This window comes from Streptomyces sp. NPDC026062, assembly GCF_055568375.1.
Window position 1 is genome coordinate 1 of the sequence record NZ_JBVHOQ010000085.1, and the last position, 10,678, is coordinate 10,678.

7 protein-coding genes, 1 tRNA gene and 4 pseudogenes are annotated in these 10,678 nt (G+C 66.0%); 5 read left to right on the top strand and 7 right to left on the bottom strand.

Translation table 11 applies throughout. The features are described from left to right. Positions 1 to 100: 100 nt before the first annotated feature. Entirely contained in the window at positions 101 to 481 is a 381-nt protein-coding gene (locus tag ACZ4LX_RS37145; protein ID WP_467651634.1) for an SET domain-containing protein, read from the bottom strand. 65 nt (positions 482 to 546) lie between these two features. Continuing rightward, entirely contained in the window at positions 547 to 1,386 is an 840-nt protein-coding gene (locus ACZ4LX_RS37150; RefSeq protein ID WP_467651636.1) for a class I SAM-dependent methyltransferase, read from the bottom strand. 343 nt (positions 1,387 to 1,729) lie between these two features. Here ACZ4LX_RS37150 and ACZ4LX_RS37155 point away from each other — a divergent pair. The 4 genes and pseudogenes from ACZ4LX_RS37155 to istB all read left to right on the top strand — a co-directional run. Next, positions 1,730 to 2,873 (top strand): annotated as a pseudogene (locus tag ACZ4LX_RS37155) (IS256 family transposase); the annotation flags it as partial. Between the two features lie 42 nt (positions 2,874 to 2,915). Beyond that, positions 2,916 to 3,809: pseudogene (locus ACZ4LX_RS37160) on the top strand (GNAT family N-acetyltransferase); the annotation flags it as partial. 615 nt (positions 3,810 to 4,424) lie between these two features. Continuing rightward, positions 4,425 to 5,054: pseudogene (locus tag ACZ4LX_RS37165) on the top strand (Mu transposase domain-containing protein); the annotation flags it as partial. A 225-nt stretch (positions 5,055 to 5,279) separates the two neighbouring features. Then, positions 5,280 to 6,059 (top strand): IS21-like element helper ATPase IstB, encoded by a 780-nt coding sequence (istB, locus tag ACZ4LX_RS37170; RefSeq protein WP_467651644.1) that lies wholly within the window; start codon positions 5,280 to 5,282, stop codon positions 6,057 to 6,059. Between the two features lie 189 nt (positions 6,060 to 6,248). Here the strand turns inward: istB and ACZ4LX_RS37175 are convergent, their stop codons facing one another. From ACZ4LX_RS37175 to ACZ4LX_RS37195, 5 genes and pseudogenes are all read right to left on the bottom strand, one after another. Continuing rightward, entirely contained in the window at positions 6,249 to 6,473 is a 225-nt protein-coding gene (locus tag ACZ4LX_RS37175) for a hypothetical protein (protein WP_467651638.1), read from the bottom strand. A 170-nt stretch (positions 6,474 to 6,643) separates the two neighbouring features. Beyond that, entirely contained in the window at positions 6,644 to 7,012 is a 369-nt protein-coding gene (locus ACZ4LX_RS37180) for an AfsR/SARP family transcriptional regulator (protein ID WP_467651640.1), read from the bottom strand. Between the two features lie 81 nt (positions 7,013 to 7,093). After that, positions 7,094 to 7,450, bottom strand: a pseudogene (locus ACZ4LX_RS37185) (IS5/IS1182 family transposase); the annotation flags it as partial. A gap of 456 nt (positions 7,451 to 7,906) precedes the next feature. Further along, positions 7,907 to 8,935 (bottom strand): diacylglycerol/lipid kinase family protein, encoded by a 1,029-nt coding sequence (locus ACZ4LX_RS37190; protein WP_467651642.1) that lies wholly within the window; start codon positions 8,933 to 8,935, stop codon positions 7,907 to 7,909. Positions 8,936 to 8,944: 9 nt separating this feature from the next. Then, positions 8,945 to 9,031, bottom strand: a tRNA-Arg gene (locus ACZ4LX_RS37195). A gap of 450 nt (positions 9,032 to 9,481) precedes the next feature. On the opposite strand from ACZ4LX_RS37195, the gene ACZ4LX_RS37200 reads away from it, so the two are divergent. Next, the gene (locus ACZ4LX_RS37200; RefSeq protein ID WP_467651643.1) at positions 9,482 to 10,486 is read left to right on the top strand and encodes an LLM class flavin-dependent oxidoreductase; all 1,005 of its coding nucleotides are present in this window, start codon (positions 9,482 to 9,484) and stop codon (positions 10,484 to 10,486) included. Positions 10,487 to 10,678: the final 192 nt, after the last annotated feature.

Consider the following 10,678-nt stretch of genomic DNA (forward strand, 5'->3'; position numbering starts at 1 on the left):
ACAGCGCCAGCCCCACATCGTCACCGGCTACTTCAAAGCCCCGCACGTCCGATACGTCCTCGACGAGTGAACCCAATGAGTTTCTGATCAATAGAACCATTCAGGATGAAAGAGGCTCACGGGGAAGGAACCACAGTTCGTTCTCGCCCCCGTCGCTGTAGTCGACGGTGATCTCGCATCCGGACTTGATGGGACGGACAGCAATGAACTCAACAACATCAGCGTCAAAGACTTTGCGGTACCGCGCGCTGGCCGAGGCGGAATGGTTGTAGAGGCTGCCGCAGCCGAGTGCGATCGCCGCCGCTTCGTCTGCCCAGTAGAAGTAGTAACTGAAGAGGTTTGTGCCGTCCAGCAAGTGGCGTTCTGTTGCCGGAACAACCAGTACGGGGCATCGTTCGACGGTCTCGCCGACCGCGAAGTCACGGGCCGCAAAGACTCCGCGGCCGTGAATACCGGAGGAGCGGACCTCCACTCCGTTCATCCAAGGACCTCCATGCGGGATTCAGTGGGGCGGTCCAGGCCGCGAAAGCGAGTGATGGGTCGTGCTCATATCCTGACGGCCCGATAGAAGCAGTCAGGTTTCCCCAGCATCCCCAGGTCGCCCCGGCGGCGGATCCGCTCCCGGTGGTAGGGCGAGAGGTCGGCCACGCGGCCAGCGTTGGTTAGCTCCAGCCCTGCTTCGGCAAACTGCTGGGTCAGAAGGGAGTCAGGCACGATCAGCTTGTCGTAGGCGTGCTCCTCCACGATGGGATTGCCAGTCTGCGCGTCGATGACCTCGGAGGTGAAGCGCAGAATCGACATCGCCGTACCCGGAACCGGACGAACCCGTCTTATTCTCCGGTCGACAACTGGAACGTCTCCATCATCACCGTGGTAGGTCTCTGGCCACTCGGTCACCGCATCCGCACCATCGGGGGGATACCGCTCGCCCACGTAGTCGAAGACCAGTACACCGCCGGGAGCGAGTGCCGCCGCCAACGACGTGATGAACGCAGCGTGCCCTTCAATATCGGTGATATCACCCAGGCTGTTCCCGCCCAGGAAGGCAAACCGCACACCGCCGCCCGGAAGGAATTCACTGACGGAGCGAACGTCTGCGTGGTGGACGGAGAGCTTGCTCCACAAAGCCTCGGGCACGTTCCGCGTCAATCCGACAGTCAGACTGGCGCGTGACAAGTCCACAGCGACCAGATGCTCAACGCCTCGCTTCAGTAAGGGCGGTGCGTGACGCAGCGTGCCGCCGCAGGGAAGGTAGGCAAGTCGCGGCATCGGCCGTCCGTAGACCCGCCCCGCCACCTCGATCTCAGCCTCGCTCAGCGCCGCATCGAAATGGATTTCTCCTCGCAGCCGCATCAGCGGCTCGTTGTCGTAGTGCCTCCTGACCATATCCAGTAGTGCTGGATCCGACCGACCGCCCGTGCTGATGACGTGCCCGTCCGATCGTGAAGAGTCCGCTAACACATTCCGTCCCTTCGACCTGTCGCCCGGCAACCTCGCGCGCATCGAGCGCCCCAGCAACTTTGGCCTCTGTCCCTCCCTACCCACTGGGCGAGCCCAGCGAACAGGCGCGATACCTCCAGTCCGGCTGGCCGTGACCTGGAAACGAACAGACGGGCCGGAACCCACGAACGCCGGCGGGCGGGACGGCGGGGAACACCGGGCGCCGCGGACCCGGGCCCGTTTACTTCGACTCCGGCAGCGGCGCAACCGTCGCCCGGAGCACCGACTGGTAAACGCCTATATAGCCGATTTCGCCGGTGAGCGCGACGGCAACGGACGCCGTCTGGTGGTGCGCAGCGGCTTCCACCAGCCGCGGCAGGTCCACCGCGGCCGGCGTGGTCGAGGTGAAGGCGCCACGGGTGAACGACAAGCGCGTCGATGAGGCCACGGGCGAGCGCAAGCGGTTCTCCTCCGCGATCCTGCCGCCGTGGTGCCGTAAGTCCCCGAAGATCAGCGAGGTGCTGCCGCTGCTCTACCTGCACGGCCTGTCCTCCGGCGACTTCGTGCCCGCCCTGGAGCAGTTTCTCGGCAGCTCGGCGGGTCTGTCACCGGCGACGGTTACCCGGCTGACCCAGCAGTGGCAGGCCGACCACCAAGCGTTCGGCGAGCGAGATCTGTCCGGCAACGACTATGTCTACGCATGGGCCGACGGCATCCACCTGCGCATACGCCTGCAGGAGGCGAAGTCGTGCGTGCTCGTGCTGATGGGTGTGCGCTCGGACGGCACCAAGGAGCTGATCGCCATGAGCGACGGCTATCGCGAATCAGCCGACTCCTGGGCCGACCTGCTGCGCGACTGCCAGCGGCGAGGAATGCGCGCTCCCGTCCTGGCGGTCGGCGACGGCGCGCTCGGTTTCTGGAAGGCTCTGGCCGAGGTATTCCCCGAGACCCGCCATCAGAGGTGCTGGGTTCACAAGGTCGCAAATGTGCTCGACAGTCTCCCGAAGTCCGCCCAGCCGGGAGCGAAGAAGGCGCTGCAGGAGATATAAAACGTCGAGGACCGCGACCATGGGCTCGTGGCGGTCGCGGCGTTTGAGAAGACCTACGGCGCGAAGTGGCCCAAGGCCGTCAAGAAGATCACCGATGACGTGGACGAACTGCTGGCGTACTACGACTTCCCCGCCGCTCACTGGATCCATCTGCGCACGACGAACCCCATCGAGTCCACGTTGGCCACCGTCCGGCTGCGCACGGAGGTCACCAAGGGCGCCGGCAGCGCGGCCGCCGCCCTGGCCATGGTGTTCAAGCTCGTCGAGTCCGCCCAGCAGTGTTGGCGGGCCGTGAACGCACCCCACCTCGTCGCCCTCGTCCGTGCCGGGGCCCGCTTCGAACGCGGCCAACTCGTCGCACGGCCGCAGACGACCGCAGCATGAATAGGGTGGCCGGCCCGCCTCGACGTTCGAGATCATCCGACCATGTCGAATAGCGCGCCAGGACAGGATCTTCCGGTCGGCTTCGGGTTCCAGCCGTATCGCGGCGACGAAGACCACGGCCCCATGGCCGCGGTGCGGCTGGGTTGTGCTGAACGGGACCAGGCCGACGCCCATTCGGTTGTGGAAGGGCTCCCGACAGCGACCGAGATCGCCGAAGCCTCTGCCAGGCTGGAGGAGCCGTCCAAGAACCAGATCCTGGTGGTGCATGACGGGAGCGTCGTCGGCTACTCGACGATCCGATGGTGGCAAGAGCGGGACGACACGTGGCTGTACCTGCACCGCGGCTACCTCTTGCCCGAGCATCGCCGCCAGGGCATCGGCTCAGCCATGCTGAGCTGGGCCGAAGAACGGATCCGCCGGCTCGTCAAAAAGCATGGAACGGCGCGGACGGCAGTGATCGGCGCGAACGCCATGGCCTCCGAGCAGGACGCCTCGGCGCTTCTGCTCGCAACAGGCTACCGACGTGTCTTCAGCCTGGTCGAGCTGGAGTTGGGCGATCTGCGGCAGTTGCCCGAGCGGGGCAGCGAACTGCCAGCCGGGATACGGACGGGCCCGATCGAGCCGAACCACTACCGCGCAGCCTGGAGGACGGTCGTCGATTCGTATGCGAACACCGGCTTCACGTAGAAATGGCCATTCCAGGACTTCGTCGACACCGCCGATCCGGCATGCTGGAGGGCTGCATGGAACGGGCAGGACATGGTCGGCGTCGCCCTCTGCAGCATCCGCCGTCACGACCACACCGTAGGCGAGGTCGAAGAGCTGAGAGTCCGGACGGACCAGCAACGCCTCGGAATCGGCCGGGCCCTGCTGCTGGACGGGCTGCGGAGCCTTCGCGGACAGGGTGCAACGACCGCTCGGCTGTTCACGGGCACGTGTCGGCGTACATGTGAACGTGCAGAGTCTCGTACGACTGAACGTACAGAGTTCTTGCTGTGCCGGGTGTCGGTGACCGGCACTCTGCTGCCTGTTGTGTTCAATGCGGCAGGGAGAGACGGCTGTGGTTCTGGACCCGCAACGGTAATTGGAGCTCCGGCGTTTTCGCGGTCTGGTGGAGTCCGGCGCGATGAGCGTGTCGGAAGTCGCCAGAGAGACCGGGCTGAACTGGCGGACTGTCAGCAAGTACCTGTCGGCCGAGGGGCCGACGAGGCCACCGCGCCGGTCGGCGGACGGCCGGTCACACAAGCGGGTGGTCGACGAGGTAGCGCCCCTGATCGATGCGATGCTGCGGGCCGAGGTCTTGATGAAGGCCGCGGTGATCCACGAGCGGCTGGCCAGGGAGTACGGGTTCACCGGCAACTACCAGCGGGTCAAGCTCTATGTTCAGGAAGCCCGCCCCCGGATCGCCGGGGAACTGGGTATCACGCCGCGGGAGCTGGCGGGGATGCACCGCCGGTTCGAGGTGATCCCAGGCTCCCAGGCTCAAGTGGACTGGGGTGACGGGGGAAAATCCTCGCTCACATGGGCATCGAGAAGGTCTACTCCTTCCACATGGTCCTGTCGTACTCCCGCGACCCGTTCTGCTGCTTCACCACCAGCCAGGACCTGCAGACCTTCTTCGACTGCCACCGGCGGGCGTTCACGCCCTTCGGCGGGGCACCGATGACGATCGTCTACGACCGGACCAAAACTGTCGTCCGCCGCCATGTCGCCCCAGGCGAGGCCGTTCCGCTGCATCCGGAGGCAGTCGGCTTCGCCGGCCACTACGACTTCGACATCGACGTCCTGGCCGCCTACCGGCCCACCGGAAAGGGTCGGGTCGAACGCCAGGTCCTCATCATCCGCGACCACGTCCTGTCCGGCCGGCCCTTCTCCTCCATCGAGGAGATGGACGCCGCGTTCACCGCCTGGGTGCCTCACCGGCGGGCCCAGATCCACAAGACACACCGGGACGTCATCGGCGAGCGAGCGGCCCGCGATCACGTGGCCCTGAGGCCGCTGCCGCCCACCCCGCATCTGGTGGCCGAACGGCACCTGCGGCCAGTCGGCAAGGACTGCCTGGTCGCCTTCGGCGGCAACCTCTACTCGGTGCCGGCTCGCAAGGTCCGCCCCCGGCAACTGGTGGAAATCCGGGCCACGAAGTCGCAGGTCACGCTGCACTCGACAACCCCCGACAACGACGGCGAGACGCTGCTGGCCATCCACCCGCGGGCAGTCGGCCGCGGAGTCCGCGTCGTCGACGAGACGCATTGGGGCGGCCTGCCCACCGGCAAGGGACGCCGGACCACCACCGGCGACGTTCCCACCAAGCCCCGCCGCGAACTTCCAGGCGGCGGGGAAGCCGGACCACTGCAGGCCCTGCTGAACCGGGCTGCGGCCACCCGCATCGAGGTCGGCCGCCGACCGCTGTCGGTCTATGACGAACTGACCGGCAATCGCATCCGCACCACGGCCGCCAAGCTCGGCCTGCCCCACCTGGCCGAAGCCGTCAACGAGTACTCCCGGCGGGCGGATGAGGCCAAGATGGGCTACCTCGACTTCCTCGACCTGGTCCTGTCCGAAGAACTCGCCGTCCGCGACGACCGCCGCTTCCGCCAAGGCCTGCGGCTCTCCCGACTCCCGCACCACAAGACGATCGATGAGTACGACTTCTCATTCCAGCCCGAACTCGACCCCCGCAAGATCAAGGACCTCGCGACGCTGTCGTTCGTGGAGGCCAAGGCGAACGCGGCTCTACTCGGGCCGCCGGGAGTCGGCAAGACACACATCGCCGTCGCCCTGGCGGTCGCGGCCTGCCGGGCCGGATACTCGATCTACTTCACCAGCCTCGACGACATGGTCCGCAACCTCAAGACCGCGGAAGCCGCTGGCCGGTTGACCAGCAAACTCGGCGCCTATCTGCGGCCGAGCGTCCTGGTGGTGGACGAGGTCGGCTATCAGCCTCTCGAACGCGCCGAGGCGAACCTGGTCTTCCAGATGATCTCCAAGCGCTACGAAAAGGGCTCGATCATCCTCACCTCGAACAAGACCTTCAGCGAGTGGGGACAAGTCTTCGGCGACGAAGTCCTCGCCACCGCGATCCTCGACCGCCTTTTGCACCACTGCGAAGTCGTCGCCATCAACGGCCCCAGCTACCGGCTGAAGAACCGCCTCAAGGCCATCGAGCGCGAGACGGAAGTCGCCTGACCCGGAGTCTCAGGCCTGCCCCAGCTCCTCGCCCGGCGTAATGAAAGCGTCGGCGCTGTCGGCATCGTCAACATGCCCGTGAGCATCCATCGTGATGGCTGTCGCCCGGCCCTGCGAGGTGATCAGCCACGCGAGCACCTGTTCCGTCAGCGCGGTATTTCCGGGGCCCTCGTCTTTCCAGTGCGCCCGCTACCCGCCTTCAGGCACTGCGGCTACGACCTGATCTGCCTTCTCCAGGTGAGAGAAGTCCTCGTAGTTCGTGACGGGGCGCATCGCGCCTCGCTTGGGGTCGACAACAAGGGCCGTTCCGGTCGCCGGGTCCCACGCCTCCACCCTCACCATGCGGCCGACCTCGGTCTCGGTGCCGTTGAAGATGGCGGTCCAGCCGATCTGATTGAAGTAGCGAAGATCCACCGCCCCATTATCCCGCAGGCCATGACCGCGAATCGATGGCTACTTGCTCTGCACGTTCACCCGTACCTACCCCTGCACAAAAGTGAGTACGCCGACAGCACGTCAAACCCGCACCGGTCCTACGACCTTTACGAGAGTGTGGGGTTCCGGCGGCAGAACGAGTACGTCCGTTACCGCAAGCCGCTCGCTTGCTCTTTGAGGCGCTCGTAGCCGTCGGAGAAGACGAGGGCGTCCAATTGGTCGTCACCGAGTACCAGACGGTAGCCGCGTAGGTGGGTGACCAGGCGTGAGCCGCTGGCATCGCTCTCCAGCTGTGCCAGCTTCCGCCTGAGACGGCTCACATGGGCATGCATAGCGTTCTCGACGCCGTCCGGAGGTTTACTTCCCCATATCTCGTCTATGAGGGTCTCGGCGGAAACCAGGCGGCCTTCGCTCGCCAGCAGGGTACCCAGCAGGGCGCGTTGCAAGGTGCTTTTAGGCCGGATTGTGCAGGAGGGTGACTGGATCTCGATCGCACCCAGAATCTGGAACTTTAGCATGGTTTATTTACTCCGATCGGGGAAGAGGCCGGGACCTACGCCGGGAGCCTTCGAGGGAGCGCCCCTCTCCACGCACTTGGCGAGTCTGCGGTGGCACATGAGGTCGCAGCGATGCCAGTAAGAGCGAGGAACCGTTCCGCCTTGCGTTCGTGCGGCGGTGCAGGCGTCGGCAGCCAGAAAGCCACGACACGGTCCGCTCTTCGACCAAGCGGTGCCGTCCCAGGCGTCGGGATCACTCGATGCCCTTGCGGGCGAGACGCTGCGGATACCGCGGGAAGCTAGCCATCGGCCCAGGTGGCGGTGGTCGTAGCCCTTATCGCCGTGCGGCTTGCCCGACCGTCGGCGTCGGGGACCTCGTCGGGAGCGAATGGCTAATGCATCGGACCACATGGCGGCAGGATCTTGGCCGCAGCTCAGCCTGGCGGCGACGGCGCCTATGGGGGGGGTGTGCAGCGTGTTATGACTACGGAAGGTCCCGAGGGTCGACGCAACGGTCACGCGTTCGGCGCATTCGTCGGACAACACCGCTACCCGCAGCCGTTCGGCTTCCGATAGGTCGTCCGCATCAGCCAGCGCGAGGGGCACCACGACTGTGGACAGTGCCAAGTGTCCCGCGTACGCGGTGTCGTTCATGTTGAGCCAGGCACCGCCATCTGCCAGAAGACGGGCTGAGTTCGCCGTGTCCACCTGCAGCGACGGGCCGAGTGGCCGTACCAGACGTCGGTCTGCCAGCCGCCGCAGGCTCAGCAGGATTGTTACATCGCGAAAGAGAATGCACCTCATGGCCAGTTGGACCGTGGCTGCCGAAACGTTCTCCAGGTTGACCTCACCAACCCATTGCCCGAGCTGATCGAAGGTTGTAGCGCCGGACCTGTCTCTGCCTCTATCCATGTCTCACCCACCAGACAGTTCCCTGGAGCAAATGAACGGGAGCGCCCGGGGCAGGACGTCGACCGTGAAGGACTGTCCGGGGTCTGGCACAACATCGCCGTCGTGTTCGAAAAACTGAGGCCGGCCGTCGGTCCGTTCCACCAGAACGCGGCGGCCCGTACCGTAGGCCACCCCGGGTCGGCCCAGGTGGTCGCCGGTACGGGCCAGATCGAGGGCGCGGGCAGGATCCGTGCTGCCGCCGAGTACGCAGACGTCCAGCAGTCCGTCGTCCCGTAGCGAGCGCGGCAGAATGTTGAATATTCCCGCGCGGTGCCGCCCACCGCCGACGTTGACCAACGCGGTAGGGCCCTCGTGCAGCACCGTTCCGTCGACGATGACACGTCCCGGGTAGGGCTTGAAAGTGTTCAACACGGCATTAATAGCTTGCTGGTAGCGGGCACGCCCGGCAACGGGCAGGGAGCGGGCAAGAGCGGTCGCTTCAGCGAAGACACCTGTGCTTGCTCCGAGCAGCACCAAGCGTTCGCCTATACGGGCGAGATCGAGCAGCCTGCGTTCGCAATCCGTCCCGGTGACCGTGGCCGCGGCCGCGTCCGTCCACGGCACGTCGCCCCACAGCGAACGGAAATTGGAGTTCCCAGTGCCTCCAGGCAGGACGAGGAGTGCGGGGGCCGCGCGTCCAGCCGTGAGGAGTCCTGCGGCTACGTCGCGTAGTGTGCCGTCCCCGCCGACACTGACGACCGCGTCGTAGGGGCCACCAGGCGCCCATCCTCCCGCGATCGCGACGGCGAGCTCGGTCGCGGTCCCGGCGGGTGCACCGGCCAAGGAGGCCGGGGAAACGGTCCAGAAAACACGGGATCGCACGCCATGCCGCTCGCACAGCGACGTGAGGGCGGCGACCATTTTGGGAGTCGTTGAGCCTGCCAGGCCGTTGGCGACCACTGCGACATTGCCGAACGGACCTGCTGGGCTTCTCCGTGGGGTCACGACAACTCCTCGGCTTGGCGTAGAGACCTCTCGGGCGATGAAAGTCATTCACTTCGGCGGAGAGGGCAGGATTCGAACCTGCGCGGGGGAAAGCCCTCCCCGACCGAAGCCAGGGACCCGATAGGCCACTACGGGTACCTCTCCGAGAACAAGTCACCAGGATATTCCGCTGCCCTGTTCCTGAATCCATTCTGCCCCAATCCCCTGACATAACTCTGACGCATTGATGACCGCTTCCGGGTCGGAGCGACGCCGCGGTATTCACCGTAGCCAAGCGCTCTCCGCTCTCTCCCCTGTAGGTGGCGTCAGTGCGCCGTAAGCCGTTCGTCAAGGTGTTGTGCGATGTTCGTGGTCGGACAGATGGCTTTGAGGAAGCGGACTGCGGGACGAACAGGAACTTCGAGCCCAGCTGTAGGTACCGCATTGCCGGTGTTCGTCTGCCCTGATGTGCGGTCTCCACGCGCGCCCAATTCGCTGCCCGTCTGCCTCACAGCGCGAAATCCCGTGGCATCCGGTCGGAACGGCACGCGTGGGGTCCGACGCCTCCGGAGCCTACGCCACCGAGAGCAGCCCTATGGAAGGAAGCCTGATCATATGGAGCACGAGATCGAAGGTTCGCGGTTCGGTGTTCTTCTCCCCACAAGAGAACAGGGAATTACCGGGACCTATGACGCCGCGGCACTGCTCGACCACGCATGTCGGGCTGAGGCGCTCGGCTTCGACTCGATCTGGGCCGGCGACTCTCTGACTGCGCGACCCCGGCTCGACCCGCTGGTCGTCCTGGCCGCGGCAGGTGCGGTCACTCACCGGGTCACCCTCGGGACCGCGGCCCTGACAGCGGCGCTCCGTCCCACGCTCGGCGGGGCCAACGCACTCGCGGCGCTGGACCACGTCTGCGGTGGCAGACTGACTCTCGGCCTCGGATCGGGCTTTCCCATCCCGGAGACGGTCGCGGAGTTCGACGCCGCGGGGGTCGACTTCGGCAATCGCAGTCGCTTGCTCCACGAGACGGCCGCCATGTGGAAGCACGCCTGGCGGAAGCCCGACGTTGCGAAGGAAGCTGCGGGCTCCTCCAAGCATGCCGAGGCGTCGAGCCGATTGCCCCGGCCCTGGCGCCCGGGCGGCCCTCCGCTCTGGCTCGCCGGCGGTGATACGCCGGGAGTGCTGCGCCGCGTGGCGACGACCTACGACGGCTGGCTGCCGTTCCTTCCGTCGGCCGATGCCTACGGCCTGGCCTGGCAACGCATACAGGACCATCTGGAGCAGCTGGGCCGATCTACCGTCGATGTGGTCCCGGCGCTTTACGCGACGGTGGCCGTCGGCTCCGACCACACACGGGCTGCACGGGACCTCGAAGACTACGTCGCTCGCTACTACGACCGCTCGCTGGCAGAAATGTCCGCGATTCAGCTATACATCGCTGGCGGCGTTGAGGAGTGCGCCGAGACCTTGGCGGCGTACGTGCGTGCCGGTGTGCGCCATGTAGTGATCCGCCTTGGCTCCATGGACTTCGCGCCGGCCCTAGAGACGGTGGCCGCAACGTTGCTGCCCGCCGTGCGCGATCTCGTGAGTTCCCCCGCCGGCGCGCGCAACCGATAGTCGTCGGGACCGGCGGGGGCCTGGCACAACGAGGCCAAAGCACAGCGGCATGTGCTGCGGTGCCCCGGCCTCTCCTGGCCGTTGGCCGACGCGGTTTCCCCTAGGAGTTGTCGTCAAAGTGTCACGCCCACATCAGCAGCGAGGCGAGGGTGACGGCTGCCTGGTAGGACTCGGCGGTCTTGTCGTAGCGGG

What these genes read in the sequence shown, in the direction of transcription:
- ACZ4LX_RS37145 (WP_467651634.1), bottom strand. Translation starts at nt 481, where the DNA reads ATGAACGGAGTGGAGGTCCGCTCCTCCGGTATTCACGGCCGCGGAGTC.
- ACZ4LX_RS37150 (WP_467651636.1), bottom strand. Translation starts at nt 1,386, where the DNA reads ATGGTCAGGAGGCACTACGACAACGAGCCGCTGATGCGGCTGCGAGGA.
- ACZ4LX_RS37180 (WP_467651640.1), bottom strand. Translation starts at nt 7,012, where the DNA reads ATGCTAAAGTTCCAGATTCTGGGTGCGATCGAGATCCAGTCACCCTCC.
- ACZ4LX_RS37190 (WP_467651642.1), bottom strand. Translation starts at nt 8,935, where the DNA reads ATGACTTTCATCGCCCGAGAGGTCTCTACGCCAAGCCGAGGAGTTGTC.
- ACZ4LX_RS37200 (WP_467651643.1), top strand. Translation starts at nt 9,482, where the DNA reads ATGGAGCACGAGATCGAAGGTTCGCGGTTCGGTGTTCTTCTCCCCACA.